Annotated in this window: 15 protein-coding genes; 6 read left to right on the top strand and 9 right to left on the bottom strand. The window is 34.1% G+C overall.

Annotation, left to right across the window (positions count from 1 at the left end; translation table 11 throughout):
- From Q73A0000_RS03505 to Q73A0000_RS03495, 3 genes are all read left to right on the top strand, one after another.
- Nucleotides 1–486 carry a hypothetical protein gene (locus Q73A0000_RS03505; RefSeq protein WP_193812708.1) on the top strand — a complete coding sequence of 162 codons (486 nt, stop codon included), beginning with the start codon at nt 1–3 and terminating at the stop codon, nt 484–486.
- Nucleotides 486–3074: a DNA gyrase/topoisomerase IV subunit A gene (locus tag Q73A0000_RS03500; RefSeq protein ID WP_193812707.1), complete on the top strand. Its 2589-nt coding sequence runs from the start codon at nt 486–488 to the stop codon at nt 3072–3074. The genes Q73A0000_RS03505 and Q73A0000_RS03500 overlap by 1 nt, the downstream gene beginning before the upstream one ends.
- A 235-nt stretch (nt 3075–3309) precedes the next feature.
- On the top strand, nt 3310–3987 hold the full coding sequence (locus Q73A0000_RS03495) for a hypothetical protein (protein WP_193812706.1): 678 nt from the start codon (nt 3310–3312) through the stop codon (nt 3985–3987).
- 154 nt (nt 3988–4141) lie between these two features.
- On the opposite strand, the gene Q73A0000_RS03490 is transcribed toward Q73A0000_RS03495, so the two are convergent.
- The 3 genes from Q73A0000_RS03490 to Q73A0000_RS03480 form a co-directional block, all read right to left on the bottom strand.
- Nucleotides 4142–6361, bottom strand: coding sequence for a M20/M25/M40 family metallo-hydrolase (locus Q73A0000_RS03490; RefSeq protein ID WP_193812705.1), 2220 nt, complete (start codon nt 6359–6361; stop codon nt 4142–4144).
- 95 nt (nt 6362–6456) lie between these two features.
- On the bottom strand, nt 6457–7125 hold the full coding sequence (locus Q73A0000_RS03485) for a hypothetical protein (protein WP_193812704.1): 669 nt from the start codon (nt 7123–7125) through the stop codon (nt 6457–6459).
- 106 nt (nt 7126–7231) lie between these two features.
- The gene (locus Q73A0000_RS03480) at nt 7232–9799 is read right to left on the bottom strand and encodes a BamA/TamA family outer membrane protein (RefSeq protein ID WP_193812703.1); all 2568 of its coding nucleotides are present in this window, start codon (nt 9797–9799) and stop codon (nt 7232–7234) included.
- Here Q73A0000_RS03480 and Q73A0000_RS03475 point away from each other — a divergent pair.
- Entirely contained in the window at nt 9785–10516 is a 732-nt protein-coding gene (locus Q73A0000_RS03475) for an RNA methyltransferase (RefSeq protein ID WP_193812702.1), read from the top strand. The two genes, Q73A0000_RS03480 and Q73A0000_RS03475, sit on opposite strands and share 15 nt — an antisense overlap.
- A gap of 405 nt (nt 10517–10921) precedes the next feature.
- Here Q73A0000_RS03475 and Q73A0000_RS03470 read toward each other — a convergent pair whose 3' ends face one another.
- From Q73A0000_RS03470 to porQ, 5 genes are all read right to left on the bottom strand, one after another.
- Entirely contained in the window at nt 10922–11419 is a 498-nt protein-coding gene (locus Q73A0000_RS03470; RefSeq protein ID WP_193812701.1) for a phosphoribosyl-ATP pyrophosphatase, read from the bottom strand.
- Nucleotides 11420–11421: 2 nt separating this feature from the next.
- On the bottom strand, nt 11422–11730 hold the full coding sequence (locus Q73A0000_RS03465) for a phage holin family protein (protein WP_193812700.1): 309 nt from the start codon (nt 11728–11730) through the stop codon (nt 11422–11424).
- Nucleotides 11731–11809: 79 nt separating this feature from the next.
- Nucleotides 11810–12193, bottom strand: a complete 384-nt coding sequence (locus Q73A0000_RS03460; protein ID WP_193812699.1) for a YtxH domain-containing protein — start codon at nt 12191–12193, stop codon at nt 11810–11812.
- A gap of 108 nt (nt 12194–12301) precedes the next feature.
- Nucleotides 12302–12976 (bottom strand): (d)CMP kinase, encoded by a 675-nt coding sequence (gene cmk / locus Q73A0000_RS03455; RefSeq protein ID WP_193812698.1) that lies wholly within the window; start codon nt 12974–12976, stop codon nt 12302–12304.
- Nucleotides 12977–13154: 178 nt separating this feature from the next.
- Nucleotides 13155–14153, bottom strand: a complete 999-nt coding sequence (gene porQ, locus Q73A0000_RS03450) for a type IX secretion system protein PorQ (protein ID WP_193812697.1) — start codon at nt 14151–14153, stop codon at nt 13155–13157.
- 136 nt (nt 14154–14289) lie between these two features.
- On the opposite strand from porQ, the gene pyrH reads away from it, so the two are divergent.
- Nucleotides 14290–14997, top strand: a complete 708-nt coding sequence (gene pyrH / locus Q73A0000_RS03445) for a UMP kinase (protein ID WP_193812696.1) — start codon at nt 14290–14292, stop codon at nt 14995–14997.
- A 60-nt stretch (nt 14998–15057) separates the two neighbouring features.
- On the top strand, nt 15058–15612 hold the full coding sequence (frr, locus tag Q73A0000_RS03440) for a ribosome recycling factor (RefSeq protein ID WP_193812695.1): 555 nt from the start codon (nt 15058–15060) through the stop codon (nt 15610–15612).
- A gap of 842 nt (nt 15613–16454) precedes the next feature.
- Here frr and Q73A0000_RS03435 read toward each other — a convergent pair.
- Nucleotides 16455–17108: an NAD(P)H-binding protein gene (locus tag Q73A0000_RS03435; protein ID WP_193812694.1), complete on the bottom strand. Its 654-nt coding sequence runs from the start codon at nt 17106–17108 to the stop codon at nt 16455–16457.
- Between the last annotated feature and the right edge of the window lie 129 nt (nt 17109–17237).

Below are 17237 nucleotides of genomic sequence, written 5' to 3'. Positions count from 1 at the left end.
ATGAGATTAAATAATACAAACAAAACCGGGTATTTTAATTTCTTATGTACATTAGTTGTAATGATCCTTGTTTTGGGGCTGGCAGCATTTTTATTAGAATATTATATTTACGATTATTTGGGAGCGTCACAGTGGTTATTACTTATTATTCCAATTGCAATCGTATTGATATTTTATTTTAGAGGAAGACAGATTTTTGAGTATGATAGTGATGGAGAAGCTTTAAATTTTAAAAATAGAAATGTTTTTTTATTTTTAGATAGAAATTTAAGTGATGAGTTTCCGAAATATAAACTTTTAAAATACGACATTGTTAATATTCTCATTTTGAAAAGATTGTATATTACAATCAGTAGTAAGAAAGGTAATATTACGCTTCGATATGATGTCTCATACCTAACAAAGAAAGAATTAAATGACTTGAAAATTTCCCTCAGTAAAGTCGTTAGAAGTAATAAAGAACAAAAGAGAGAGGCTATTAGTTGATGGAAGAGCAAGAAAATCACCAAGAAGAATCCCTGAGAAAAGTTTCCGGTCTTTATAAAGACTGGTTTTTAGATTACGCGTCTTATGTAATTTTGGACCGTGCGATTCCTTCTATCTTTGATGGATTCAAACCTGTGCAAAGGAGAATCATGCACTCGATGCGTGAGCTGGAAGATGGCAGATATAACAAAGTCGCCAATGTCGTAGGAAATACCATGAAGTATCACCCACACGGTGATGCGTCGATTACCGATGCCATGGTACAGATTGGTCAAAAAGAATTATTGATTGATACGCAGGGAAACTGGGGAAATATTTTCACCGGAGATTCTGCGGCAGCTGCGAGATATATCGAAGCACGATTAACACCGTTCGCTTTAGAAGTAGTCTTCAATCCAAAGACGACAGAATGGGCGAAATCTTATGACGGTCGAAATAATGAACCTATTGATTTACCGGTAAAATTCCCATTGCTGTTAGCGTCAGGTGTGGAAGGAATTGGAGTAGGGCTTTCTACTAAGATTATGCCTCACAATTTTAATGAATTGATTGACGCTTCTATCGCTCATTTAAAAGGCAAGAAATTTCAGATTTTCCCCGATTTTATTACGGGTGGAATGCTTGATGTTTCGAATTATAATGACGGTGAGCGTGGCGGAAGAATCCGTGCCAGAGCCAGAATTATTCAGAAAGATAAAAATACACTTTGTATTACTGAACTTCCTTTTGGTAAAAACACGAGCGATTTAATTGATTCAGTGATTAAAGCCAATGAAAAAGGCAAGATCAAAATCAAGAAAATTGAAGACAATACTTCAGATCAAGTTGAAATCAACATCTTCCTTGCAAATGATGTTTCGCCGGATAAAACCATTGATGCTTTATACGCTTTTACCGATTGTGAAATTCCGATTTCGCCGAATGCCTGTGTAATTGTTGGTAATAAACCGATGTTCCTGAATGTGTCAGAAATCCTGAGACAAAATACGGATCACACCGTTTCTTTGCTTAAAAAAGAACTGCAAATTGAATTGCATGAATTGCAGGAAAACTGGCATTTCTCTTCCTTAGAAAGAATATTTATCGAGAACAGAATTTACCACGATATCGAGGAAGTGAAATCTTGGGACGAAGTCATTGTAACCATTGATAAAGGGTTGAAACCACATACCACTCATTTATTAAGAGCCGTAACCGAAGAAGATATTTTAAGATTAACCGAGATTCGAATCAAGAGAATTTCGCGTTTCGATTTAGATAAATTTAAAGAAAATATTAAAGCGCTTGAAGGAAAAATCGAGCAGGTTAAATATAATTTAGAACATTTGATTCCGTACTCAATTGACTATTATGCTAATATTCAAAAAAAATACGGGAAAGGAAAAGAACGTAGAACCGAACTAAGGATTTTCGATACCATCGATGCTTCGAAAGTTGCGGTGGCTAACGAGAAATTCTACGTGAATTGGGAAGAAGGTTTCGTTGGAACTTCTCTTAAAAAAGATGAATACTTATTCGACTGTTCTGATATCGACGATATTATTACCTTCCAGAAAGATGGGACGATGAGAGTCGTGAAAGTAGAAGCTAAAACTTTTATCGGTAAGAATATCCAACATGTTGCCATTTGGAAAAAGAACGATAAACGCACGGTTTACAATATGATTTACCGTGAAGGAAGAGACGGTCCTTATTATATGAAACGTTTTTCTGTGACCGGCGTTACCCGAAATACCGATTATAAATTAGCTTCCGACAAGAAAGGTTCTGAAATGTTATACTTCTCTGCCAATCCTAATGGTGAAGCCGAGAAAGTAACCGTTTTATTAAAACCAAACGCCCGCGTTAGAAAAAATAAAATAGATATCGATTTCTCAGAACTGGCAATTAAAGGTCGGGATTCCAAAGGGAATGTGGTGACCAAATATATCGTCAAAAAAGTAGATTTAAAAGAAGAAGGTCATTCGACTTTGGCTCCGAGAAGAATTTGGTTTGATGATACCGTTCGACGATTAAATGCTGATGCAAGAGGAACTTTACTGGGGACTTTCAAAGGGGATGACAAAATATTAATTGTCAATTCTCATGGTGAAGCCAAATTGGTGAGTTTTGAATTAGGAAACCGTTTTGATGATGAATATTTAATCCTCGAAAAATGGAAACCAGAGCAGCCGATTACCTGTATTTATTTTGATGGTGAAAAGCAGATTTATTTTATTAAAAGATTCTTGCTCGAGAACACCACTAATGTTCAACCTTTCATGCCATCGGAACATCCAAAATCGTTTGTAGAAAGTATTATTGTTTCGAATAATGCAACGGCTGAAATTACATTTGCTAAAGTAAAAGGAATAGAAAAAGATCCTGAAACCATTAATATCGATGAATTTATTTCGGTAAAAGGAATTAAAGCAATCGGAAATCAGTTTATTAAAGATAAAGTGAAATCCATCAATATTACGATTCCAGAACCGGAGGAAGAAATCATTGAGGTACCTGATCCATCAGAAAATTCGGGAAATCATGAAGATGAAGATATTCCAGAAGAAGGATTGATTGGTGATTTGTTCGAGAGTGAAGAAGAATAAGCAGGACTTTTAATTACACAAGAAAAGACGCTTTATCGAGCGTCTTTTTTGTTGCTTTTTTTTGAATCACAATCAATAAAAAACTTTTAACATCTTAATCATTTTCGTTTCTGTCATCAATATTTTCGCTAATTGTTCAATTTGTTATACTTACAAAGACTTGTTATAAAAAGTCCCCGCCAACAGAAATACCCCGCCGTTAACGGAAATGCTATCAAAACCATCCTTCAAAAATATGAAAAAACAGATTTTATTTTTATTCTTCTTAATTAATTCAGTATTGGCATTTGGACAAACTGAATTAAAAAAGGAACCTATCGACTATTATTTCACCTACAACGATTATGTCAACAACATACCAAATATTCCTGAAAAGGCTTATATAACAATTAAAGAAGAAAATCCTAATTCGATTATTTATAAAGAAATTCTTTCAGAGTCAACAAATAAAAAAATAAAAAAAGGGTATACTATCTGGGGAATAAAATATAAGGGACAGTTGTTTCATAATTTACTGTTAACAAATTATGAAATAGCGAAAGATCACGCTTTTGGAAAATTTAGTGTTACAGGAAAGAAATTCAATGTAATCATTCTTGATACAAAAAAAGATAAAAAAGCAATTGGCCGTAATGGAAATCCATATGGTGGCGGAATTGTTGCCTCTGCGTTATATAAACCTAACAATACTGAATGGAAAGATAAGGACGGAAATAGTTATAAAATACTTGTTTTTAATGCTGAATCTCCAAATATGAGTCCAGTTCATAAAGAAAACGCTTTGGTGATGTTACTGACTTCAAAAGATGTTGCCAATTTCAATAATAATGATCCTGCTATTATTGAAAAACTAAGTAAAGGTGAATATTATGTAGAAGAATTCTTAGAGTTTGCAAGGAAAGAAAATGAATAATCACTACCGCTAAAATATTCTATGACAAAAAGTAAGGAACACTAAAAAGATGATCCACTTCCGCATAAAACCTTATTTGTGTGTATAAAACAAACCGTCTCGTCAACTAATGACGAGACGGTTTTTCATAAATGATTTCAGTAAATAGGAAACCCTAAAACTTCACTCTCAAAATAACTTCCTTGCCATCACGCAAAACCGTAACAGGAAGTTCGTCGCCTGAATTGACTTTAGCCAGACATTCCATATAAGAATAGACTTCTTTAATTTCACATTTACCAATCTTGGTTAAAACATCACCCGCGACCATTCCAGCATTTGACCCTGGTCGATTATCGGTAACACCGTCTATATGAAGTCCGTCTTTGGTATCGGCGTAACTCGGCATGATTCCCAGCGTTACTTTGTATTTCGGAACCGATTTACTCTCCGACATTTTTGTTTTGGTGAAAGGGATTCTTTCAGTTTCAGACAAAGCGTTTGATAATGCGAAGACGTAATTGGTGACCATTCTGACTCCATTAAAATTAATTTTATCGGTATCATCACTCGGTTTATGATAATCGCTGTGCGTGCCGGTGAACATAAATAAAACCGGAATATTTTTTAAATAAAAACTGGTATGATCAGAAGGTCCAACACCTGAACTGTCGATTGCCAGGTTAATTCCAGCTGGTTTATACCGATGAATATAATCTGGAAATAGAGGAGAAGTTCCTACGCCACCAACTGATAAATCTTTGTCTTTATTGAGACGACCCACCATATCTAAATTAATCATCAAATCGATTTTTGTTCCTTTTGGCAAATGATCTGCCATGTATTTTGAACCCATCAAACCATCTTCTTCCCCAGAAAAAAGAGCGAAAATATAATTTGCTTTTTCTGTAGTTTTATTTTGAGAAAACATTCTGGCTAATTCTAAAACTGCCGAAACTCCAGATGCGTTGTCATCGGCACCATTATGAATTTGCCCTTCCGAATTCATCAAAGTAGAGTTGTGGTGCTCATTTAAACCAAGGTGGTCGTAATGCGCTCCGATCAAGATTGTTTTGCTGGCTTTATTATCTAAATAGCCGATCACGTTTCTGGCATTTACTTCTACTGAAGAACCATCTTCATGCGGATTTAGTTTTACCGAATATTCAAAAGGCTGGATATAATCTTTACCAATAAATGGTTTCAACTTCAGATTTGTAAATTCCTTTGCGATATATTCTGAGGCTTTCTTTTCACCAAGACTTCCTGCTAATCTTCCTTGCAAATCATCGGAAGCGAGGTAAGTAATATGGTTTTTTAAATTTTGTTCTGAAACATTTTCTGCTGCATCGGTATCAACCCAGTCTGCGATAAAAACGTTGGTTTCATTTGGTTTCTCCCCATTTCGATTGCTGGAGAAAACGAGTTTCTTTCCATCTGGCGAAAACATTGGGAACGCATTGAACATACTTTCATAAGTGACCTGCGTTAAATTATTTCCATCGAGATCCACTGAATAAATCTGGAAATCATAACCTCGGGTTGAATGATGATTCGAGAATAAAATCTTTTTATCAGACGGATGAAAGTAAGGCGACCAGTTCGCTTTTCCTAAATGAGTAATTTGTTTTAAATCACTTCCATCAATATTCATGGTGTAGATTTCCATTTCTGTGGGAGCGACAAGATGCTGAGCCAACAAATCTTTATAGTCTTTAATCGCTTCCGGAGTCGTAGGTCGCGAAGAACGGAACACCAATTTTTTGGAATCGTGAGAAAAGAAAGCACCGCCATCATAACCTAAACCAGAAGTTAATTGTTTCAAGTTTTTACCATCAATATCCATTCTCCAAAGTTCTAAATCACCAGTTCTGTCAGAAGTAAAAACAATGTATTTTCCATCTGGAGAAACTACGGCTTCCGCATCATAACCTGGAGAATCGGTGAGTTTCTTAACAATTTTTCCATTAAGGTCGGCAACGTAAATATCAAATTCTGCATAAACGGGCCATAGGTATTTTCCATCTGCTCGCGGTGCTGGTTTTGCCGGACATTCTTTATTGGCTTCAAAAGTAGAGGCGTAGAGAATATGCTTTCCATCAGGCATAAAAAAGGAACAGGTTGTTCTGCCTTCGCCATTAGAAACCATTTTCAAATCTTTGGTTCCGATGTTTTTTTTGGTTAAATCTAAAAGATAAATCTGATCACAATGCGCTCCAATCAAAGGATTGGTGACCTGTATCGTCAGCTTTTTTCCATCAGGTGAAAAATAGGCTTCTGCATTATCGCCACCGAAAGTGAGTTTCTGAATATTTCGAAGGTGATGTTCTTGTGAAAATAGAAGTGCGGAAACACTTAAAAATGTTACTTTTAAAATAGATTGAGACCAATTCATATTGCATTTGTTTTTAGTGACTTAACAAATGTAACAAAAAAAATCGCAGAATAATCTGCGATTAAATTTTAAGAAATAAATCATTTTAGAGAAAATTATTTTTTGATTTTATAACTTATTAATCGACTTTCTAAATAGCTTTTACTGTAAACTGAATGACATATTTCTTTAACCAGACCTAGACCTTTTTTGTATGAAATTTCCTGAGTCTTTTTTAACAAATTCGATTGATTGGGAGCAGGAGTAAAATCACCTAAATAGGGAAGTACTACATATTGAACTCCATTGACTTCAACATTTTTTTCTTTGTCTAACTTATAAAAAAGATTTCCCACGACTTGATTCATCTCAATAAAATCATAACTGAAAGTGAACGCATTTTCTTGCCCCGGATGAACCACAGATCCGCTTGTTTCCGTAACATTATCAAGCGTTCTTAAATAGACCAAATGTCCTTTATTATTTACTCTCAAATACCGAAAATTTTCCTGGTTGTTTAGGTTAGAATTTGGCCAATTTATTTTAGTTCTTTCTTTTGCAAATGTTAATCCTTGAACCTCTACTTTACCAACAATACTAACAGAATCAATTCTTCCAGAAAAAGTTGAAACGCTTTGTGGATTAGTAAAATCAGGATTATCATAGGTTTTGTAAACCCATTGGTTGTCAACATTCAGATTGAAAAAACTTTCCGGCTCAGGAACTTCAATATTAGAATCATCACTTGAGCGACAGGAAATAATCAGAAGCGATAAACCTACCAATAGTAACGGAATTGATTTTTTTCATAGTATATTTTTCTTATTTAACGTAATGTATTGCTGTTTTATTATTAATAACGTTAAAATAATAAAGAATATATAAAATGAATTAGAATGGATATCCAAATGCGAAATTAAGTACTGGTTTCAATGGTTGCCATTTGCTGATGACCCATCTGTCACCATTCGGTTGATTAGGATCATACACTTTATAAGCAGCATCTAATCGCAACGTAATATAAGCGACATTGATTCTTAAACCAAGACCAGTCCCAACTCCCATTTGAGAAATGAATTTATTAAATTTAAACTGATCACCAAAACCACTGTCTTTTAAACTCCAGATATTTCCGGCATCTACGAAAGCTGCTCCTTCAAACATATCGGTAAACGGCATTCTGTATTCAATATTGGTGGTTAATTTCACATTATCCATCACGTAAGAACGAACCCTTTCATCGATTTGAGAATCTGCCGGACCAAGACCTCCGAATACTCGCCACGCACGAATATCATTGGAACCACCATTAAAGTAAGATCGTACAAACGGCATGGTGGATGAATTACCATAAGGAATCCCGATTCCTATAAACTGTCTTAAAGCCAGTGTTTGCTTTTCATTATTAAAAGTGAAATATTTTCTGACATCAAAATCAAATTTCACAAACTGAGAATAAGGAATATTGAAAATGGTTCTTGAGGGACCAGAGACAATTCCATCCTCTTTTCTGCGACTATTAAAGAGACTAAATACATTTCCTGCTGTTTCGATTTTACCATTAAAATAGAAAGGATTTGGTCGGTCTTTCTTTCCGATTTCATTATAAATAAAATTATAAATCATCGATGAAATAAGAATATCCTGAGTTTGTCTGTCTTTATTAACCAAGGACTGCAGAAAGTTATTTAAGGCAGATAAGTTATCACCAGTTAACGATGTCTGAAAGCCCTTATCATCAACAATCATGGTTGATAATGCATCTGAAGTGATACTTCCGGCAAGAAAATCCTGGTATAAAGCGGGAGAATAAATCGCAAACATTTGATCTCTAACTTCTGCATCTTGTGGAAAGAAATCATAGTAGCGATCCTTATTTCTGGTCAAACTTAACTGGCTGTTAAAAACCGTAAGTCGGTGAGAAACAATATCGTTGGCATTGGCGTAGTAATTTAGTCCTGCATTAAAACCGATTCGGCCCAATCCTATATTGTTTTGGATTGAAGTTCCTGCACTAATCGATGAAGTAGGGGAATATCTTTTGGGGATGATTTTCCAGGTTTGAAAAGGAAGTAATAATCTAGGGAAATTCAACGCTGCCTGTGCCGATATTTCATATGCCAGACTTCTTTTATTTGTGTTTTGAGAACCAACAACAGAACCGAAAATACCGGATAGACTTGTAGTTAAGTTTTCGGCCCCACCAAAAATATTACGACTTGTAAGATCGACAGACGGCGAAACTCCGAAATTTAAAATTTGAGAATAATTAAGATCGGTCGCGACTTTTAAATCATATTTCGGAAGTGGTGCCAGAAAATAACTGACATCTAAAATACTGTCGTTCGATTTGCGAAGCGTTTCATCATATTTAATAATGCTGAAATTATTCATCCCTGCAATATTTCTCTTTGTTAAATCTAATTTTCTTTGATCATAAACCTCTCCCGGACGCAAAATAATTGGTCGCCATAAGGACAATGTTTTATATTGGTCATCGAGTTTGTAAAAGTTAATTCTTAGTAAAGAATCTTTAACGGTATCTACAGAATCCGATAACTTTTCAAGAAGATGAACCTTCACCTTTCCAATGGTAGTGACCTTGTAACGGGAATCTACAGAATCTTTACGAATATCCATCGTCAACGGAACATTCTTTCTGCTTTGTAAAGTATCTGCGGTAAAATAAATCTCTTCGTTAGAATTATTGAACTTATAATAACCGTAGTCTTTCATCAAATCATTGATTCTCTTAACCTCTTTTTCTAAAACCGCCTGATCCAAAACTTTCTTTCCACGAACTAAACTTTTAGCAAGATGCTGTTCATACACGTTTTTAATAGCTGGATCGGGAATATTATAATAGTAATCACTGATGTAGGTAGGATCTTTATGTGTAATCAAATAATTAACCTGTGCTTTTTTTGCAGCTGAATCTAAATCCTGGGTATATTTTACATCGGTGTCCCAATATCCTTTATACACTAAAAATTTACGAATGGAAGTCGCGCTCTGGTCCGTTTTACCTTGATTTAAAATAACTGGCGGCTGCCCAATATTTTGAAAAAACCGCTCTGTAAAAAGACGTTTTCCCACATATTCAGGATGTTTGAATTTTATAAAGAGAGAATCCCGAAGTTTCTGATTCCTCATTTCATTAGGATAAGTCATATATTCTGCAATGATCGAATCGTATTTAGGATTCGTCGCATTATACATCCACAACCCAAATGGTAGAATGAAAAGTTGTTTTTTATTGGGTTTCTGACTTACATGACTTTCGACTTCATCTTCATGTATTTTCCCATCTTCATATTTAAAGTTATTTTTGGTCAACAGAAACTCGCCATCAGGAACTTTTTTTGTTGTACTACAAGCGTACAAAAAAAGAATAGTGATTGCAGATGAAAAAAATAAGTAATACTTTTGAAAATATTTTGAAAAATGCTTACGGCTCATAAAATAAAAATTTTACAGTCTCTTGATAAAAAGAAGTTCAGACAAAAATACAATTTGTTTTTGGTTGAAGGTAATAAAACGATTAAAGAAATACCAACTTCTAAGTATAAAATCAATGAGATCTTTTCGGTAAATCCTGCTGAATTATCAATCGGAAATCTTACTGCAACAGAAATCTCACCAGCTGAATTAAAGAAAATAAGTTTCTTACAACATCCGAAAGATTCGGTTGCGGTCTGTGAACTTAAAGAAGAATTGTTGAAGGAAGAAACTGGTGTACAGTTAATTCTCGATGGAATTCAGGATCCTGGGAATTTAGGAACGATTATTCGGTTAGCAGATTGGTTTGGCATTTCGCAAATCATTTGTAGTGAAGACACTGCGGATTTTTATAATCCAAAAGTAATTCAGGCGAGTATGGGATCTTTTCTTCGGGTAAATATCGTTTACCAGGATTTAGAAAATTACATTTCTGAAAATAATCAACCGATTATCGGAACAGATATGGATGGAACTGATTTCTATGATTATCAATTCCCTTCGCAATTTAATTTAGTTCTCGGAAATGAAGGAAATGGAATTCGTCCAGAAATCGAAAATCTGCTAACAGACAAAATCACCATTCCACGTTTTGGAAAATCAAAAGCTACAGAAAGTTTAAATGTAGCGATGTCTGCTGGAATTATCTTAGGTCAAATTTTCGGTAAAAGAGATTAGACTATTTGTAAGAAGTTTAAAACTAGTAAGGTTAAACACAAATAGCACTAATGATTTCACAAATTTCACGATTACAATTTTACCATTAAGGTTTATTGAAGTAATTAAGCTCATTAAGATTTCCCACGAAAATTATAATGCCCAAAACTTATATGTACTTTTACTAACAATGTTTTTACTTAAAAAAACTAATGTAGCTAATGTGTTAAAAATGATTTTTAACCATTGACAAATGAAGAAAATTAAGAATTCTTGAAGTTATAATGCGTAAAATCTTTTTTGAACTTTATTAATTCCAATTATCAACTTAAGTATTTCAAAATATAACTTTGGTGACTTTTGTGTTTTTAATAATCCAATTAAAGTATATGAAAAAAGTCGGAAAAAAATCCGACTTTGCTTTTTTTAAATCAACTGTTCGAAACTCGACGTTGTTTTACTTTTCTCATACTGTTCCAATTTCTTACGAAAGAATCGAAGTGCGATTGGCGCCAAATAGATAAGAGCCAAACCAATTAGTTTTTTCTTCCAGCTTTTATTGTAAAGACTTTTTCGGGCATAATTTCCGACAAAAGTTACCGCGCCCAATTTCAGTGCATTTTCTACAATACTCATTCCAGCATCACTTTTGGCAAAACCGTAAACCGTATTTTTACTAAGAAGCGAATCTTTAATATTACCAGAAATCTCTTTTACAATTTCGTTGGTTTTTAAAGAAATTTTCGTTTCGCCGTCTTGTGTGGTATCTTGTTGCAAGTATTTATCTGTAAAACCATTAGTCAAAGCACTCAGACTTTCTTTGGCATTATCGAAGGTTAAAAGATCTTCTAACTCAGAAACCTCTTTCTTTAGTAATGCTTTCTTTCTTCTAAGTTCCTCCAAACTGTTGTATTTCGTGCTCATCTTTAGGAATTTATAAATTTAATAATTTTATCTGCTACATTATTTTTAATGGCGTTTCGGGCGGCAAAAGTGATTAAGAAAATCAATAAATAAAGCCCGGCCATGATCAAAATTCCGTAGGCGTAATTACCTAGCCAAGAACCAATCAATAAACCCAAACCAATATTAAATAGGATGATGAAGAATAGCGCCGCAACTGCAGCAAATAGGAGATAGGTTAATGTTCCTACGGTGATCGAAGATTTTTCGGTCATCTCCATTTTGAGCAGATCTATTTTTTTTGAGGCGAATTCTTTTACAATGTCAACCATAATATTTTTTTTAAAGTTACAAAAAAAGGAACTTAATTTAAAGTTCCTTTTTATTTTTAGGAATAAACTGAAGTCGAAATTAAGACTTCATTCCGTCTAATTCATTTTCTACATCTGTAACAACCTCTTTGGTTTTAGCAACCGCCTGATCTTTGTATTTATCATAACCGTCTTTTACAGAACTTACTACTTTATCAGCAGTTTCTTTAAATTGAGAAGAAAGCGTGTCGTACTGACCTTTTACTTTACCAGATACATCTTCGTATTGTTCTTTAGCTTTCTCAGAAACTTTACCGTATTGATCAACAGCCTGGTCTTTTAAATCATTTGCTTTGCTCTTGATTTTTTTTCTTGTTTCTGCTCCTTCTTCTGGTGCGTAAAGCATTCCCAAAACAACACCTGCTGCTGCTCCAGCTAATAAACCTGCTAATACACTTGCTGTATTGTTACCTTTTTTTGACATCTTAGTTAATTTTTTAATAGTTAATAAATCTTACGTACTGGATTTCTCCATCTCATCTAAAGTTACAATTAATATACCAAATAAAAAAAATGGACTCTTAAAATTTTGTTAAAACTCCTTTAAGTAGGATAAAATGATATCGATGGTTTCATGTTTAGTAAAATCTGAATTGTCGATAAGAATTGCGTTTTCTGCTTTTTTCAAAGGAGCAACTTCTCTTTCACTATCTGTCTTATCTCTGGAGATTAAATTTTCTCGTACGGTATTTTCGTCGGTTTCGATGCCTAAACTTTTTAATTCTAAAAAGCGTCTTTTGGTTCTTTCGTCTACGCTTGCGGTCAGAAAGAATTTGAAATCGGCATTGGGTAAAATAACGGTTCCGATATCTCGGCCATCCATAATGACGCCGCCTTTTTCTGCCATTTCTCGTTGTGCATCGAGCAAGAAATCACGGACTTCTTTTTGGCTGGCAATTAAACTTACATTTTGAGAAATTTCATTGGTTCGAATAGCTGTAGAAATATCCTCTCCATTTAGGAACATAACCAATTCTGTATCAACAGGTTTAAACTCAAGTTCTATTTCATTAAACCTGTTAAAAAGCTCCGACAAATTGATTTCACCATCAGCACCGATGCAGTTATTTAAAGCAAAATAGGTGATCCCACGATACAACGCTCCGGTATCCAGATGAACCAAACCGAGTTTTTGAGCGATGATTTTAGAAATCGAACTTTTGCCAGTAGAAGAGTAGCCGTCGATAGCAATTACAGGTTTTCTCATAAGGCAAATTTCCTGAAAATTTTTGGGTTAAAAAAATAAATAATCGTTCGCAGTAAGCAAAACACAATCACTCCAATATTTTAGTTTAAATTATTTCCGAAGAAGAGCCCGAAACTGATAAAACTTGTACCGAATAATAAAATTGAAATGGTTCTAATAAATTTATTTTAACGAAAAATTATCTTCTATTTCCGGAAACTTCAATTAAATCGAGCGTCAATCCAAACATATTGACATTGGAAGCGTTGTGATATCTTACATGAGCGTAATCAAATCGGAAACTTGAAATCTTAATTCCAAAACCTGCGGATAAACCGGCAAAACTTCTTTGATCTAAAACAGCGAGTTCATTTCCGCGTCTTACGTTATATCCAAAACGAATATTAAAAGCCTGTTCCGGGAAAAGTTCGGCGCCTAAAGAAATGTGATCGGCCATTTTTCGGCTCCAACTCACTTCTTGACCGTTATTATCGAAATTCTGAGAAATATTTAATTTTTGTAAATCGTGTGCGGTAATGGTAAATGCAAGTGGAAATTCATCTAAAATTTTGGTGTATCCTAAATCAACTCTAAAAGCAACATCCTCGCGAGTCCCATTAAATGATTTAAATTGATATCCAAAATTACGGAAAACTAAAGCTAATGTTTCTCGGCTTTGTGCATTGTGATAGGTAACTCCGGCCGTTCCAACAACTGCCATCGAAGTATAATTATCGATTTTTGATGTGATAAAATTTGCGCCTCCACCAATGGTGAAATCTTCATCAAACTGGTAAGCGTAAGCAAGTCCAAGTGAAGCATCCATCGCCCCAAAATTTCCATTGATCTCTGCACTTTCATCGGTTCTTGGCATTTTGCCGTAATCCATATATCGGGCATTAAAGCCGATGAGATGACCTTCTTCTAAATCTTTTACAAAACTAATCGTTCCATATTGAGAATCGGCGAGATAAGAAGCGTAGTTAATTGAAATCATTTGATCCTGATCCAAGTTCATTAAACCTGGATTAATGGCAGCAAAACTTACATCGAAATCACGAACAGAAACCGCGTCACCACCTAAAGCGGCTTGCCTGGCAGAACCAGGAATATTCAGAAAAGGATACACATTTGTCCCTTCCTGAGCAGATAATAAGCCCGCAAATAATAATGCAGTAACAACAGTAATTTTTCTCAATGTATTATATAAGGATGCAAAAATAATTTAATTAAGTACTTTTCAAAAATAATTTCGGTGTAAATATAATTCTATTAACGAAATTATTTGCGTTTACTTATATTTGCACCGTAAAAAAGTAATAAAAAAGTAAAAAATGAAATACAACCGAATTCTTCTAAAATTAAGTGGCGAGGCATTAATGGGAAACCGTCAGTACGGAATCGATAATGACCGATTGAAAGAATATGCTGCAGAAATTAAAAAAGTAGTTGATATTGGTTGCCAAGTGTCAATCGTTATTGGTGGCGGAAATATCTTTAGAGGTCTTGCCGGTGCCGCTACAGGAATGGATAGAGTTCAGGGTGACTATATGGGAATGCTTGCAACTGTTATTAACGGTATGGCTTTGCAGGGTGCATTGGAAGATGCAGGAATTTTTACCCGTTTGCAAAGTGCGATCGAAATGGATAAAGTGGCAGAACCATTTATCAAAAGAAAAGCAGTTCGTCATTTAGAAAAAGGTAGAGTTGTAATTTTCGGTGCCGGTACTGGAAATCCATATTTCACAACCGATACTGCCGCAACTTTGCGTGCTATTGAAATGAATGCTGACGTGATTTTAAAAGGAACAAGAGTTGATGGGATTTATGATTCTGACCCGGAGAAAAATTCTGACGCCGTAAAATTCAATAACTTAACTTACAGTGAGGTTTTTGAAAAAGATTTAAAAGTAATGGATATGACGGCTTTTACTTTAAGTAGAGAAAACAATTTACCCATTATTGTTTTTGATATGAATAAAGAAGGCAATCTATTAAAAGTAGTTCAAGGCGAAACTATCGGAACTTTAGTGAATTTATAAAAAATTAACACTATTTTTGAGCGCTTCAATTTAATTAGTTAAACAGAAATTTAAGATATAATGGAAGAATTAGAACTTATTGTAGGAATGGTAAAGCAGGAAATGGATGCTGCCATTAAACATTTGGAACATGCTTTTCAGAAAATTAGAGCCGGACGTGCTTCTACAACAATGGTACAAGACGTTATGGTAGAGTATTACGGAGCGCCAACGCCATTGAGCCAGGTTGCCAACGTGATGATTCCAGATGCGATGACTATTTCAATTCAACCTTGGGATAGAACTGCAATTGGAGCAATTGAAAAAGCGATTATTAATTCAAACCTTGGTTTTGCACCATCGAATAATGGTGATAATATCATTTTGAATGTTCCACCATTAACTGAAGAAAGAAGACGTGAGTTAGGAAAACAAGCGAAATCTGAAGCAGAAGCAACAAAGATCGTTGTAAGAAATGCACGTCAGGATGGTATGAAAGAACTTCGTAAATTAGAAGGAGTTTCTGAAGATTTAATTAAAGACGAAGAAGCAAAAATTCAAGTAGTTACAGATAAGTACATCAAAATGTGCGACGATCACTTTAAAGTGAAAGAAGCTGAGATTATGAAAATCTAATCTTTTTGATATTAATATTAAAAGCCGTTTCAGCATTGTTGAAACGGCTTTTATTTTTAAATGCAATTGCCACGAATGCACGAATTTTTAAAATGAAAATTTTTTTGATTAAAATTAATAAGGTTAAACACAAATGGCACTGATAAATTCACAAATTTCACGATTGAGATTAATTGTTAATAATTGTACAATTAAAATTTAACCATTAAGGTTTCGTGAAGTGATTAAGATTATTAAGATTTCCCAGGGAAATTGTAGTGCGCATCACTTCATGAACTCTGAATTCAGCTAAAAACTTTGTGACTTTGTGGTTTAAACTAATACGATTAAACACAAATTCCACTAATGTTTTCACTGATTCCACCATTGAAAATTCAATACTAAAAATTACAGAATCAAAATTTAAACATTAAGATTTCGTGAAGCGATTAAGATTATTAAGATTTCCCACGGAAATTGTGGTGCGCATCACTTCATGAACTTTGAATTAAACTAAAAAACTTTGTGCCTTTGTGGTTTAAATTAATAATTTTAACCACAAATCTCACTAATGTTTTCACGAATTACCCCATTGAAATTTCAGCATTAAAATTTTACAACTAATAATTTTACATTAAAAAATTAATATTTATTACGATTTTGTCCGGAAATTATTGTTCGCATTACTTTTGTGATCTTGTAATTGAACTAAAAAAACTAATGTGACTAATGTGTTTAAAAAAGTAATTTAGTTAAAATTGAAATTTCCCTTTGCTAAGTGAAACGCCTTTGCGACCGTAATTTTATGCAGCATGATTAATTAACCCTTTGCGTCTTTGCGTTAAAAAAACACAGTCAAAAAACTAATTATGTTTGCCAGCGAAACTGAAAATATTTCCTAGTTTAATTTTAGAATAACCATTTGATTTTATTTTTGACGCGTTAATCATTGCCTGAGCGAGAACGTCAGTTGGCAAAGGTTTCTGGCTTTTTAGTAAACCTAATTTATTGATAAATTTAATCACTTTAGCACCGGTAACTTCTCCAAAACGATCAGAACTTTTTCGCTCTAACATTCCGGGTTGGAAAATGGTTACTTTATTAAAATGGAGATCTTTTATTTTTTGTTCCAATTCGCCTTTTAATTGAGAATAGAACATTTTCGAGGTTGGACTTGCGCCATAAGCAGAAACTAAAATGAAATCTTCAACGTCATTTTCCCTGGCACTTTTCGCGAAGTTATATTGATAATCGACATCTACTTTTTTCTGAGCTTCTTTACTTCCTGCCGCTTTCAGAGTGGTGCCCATACATGAAAATGCGACGTCGCCTTTTACAAGATCTTTCCATTCTTCAGGTTTTTCAAAATCAACAATATGAGCTTTGAGCTTTGAATCATTGATGTTTAAAGGTTTTCGTACAAATACATCAACTTCTCTAAAATCAGGATCCTGAAGCAGTTGATAAACTAAATCTTTACCTGTTGCGCCAGTAGCGCCAATGACTAATGCTTTCATTTGTATAGGAGTAATGGGTAGTGAATAATAAGTAATGAAATTAATATTTAGTAATGAGCAATTATTAATTTCTCACACAAATTTATTAATTTTATAATGTTAAAACGATTATTATTAATCATTATTACC

Source organism: Kaistella flava (ex Peng et al. 2021) (assembly GCF_015191005.1).
GTDB classification, from domain to species: Bacteria; Bacteroidota; Bacteroidia; order Flavobacteriales; family Weeksellaceae; genus Kaistella; species Kaistella flava.
This window is presented reverse-complemented; position numbering and strand designations above follow the sequence as displayed.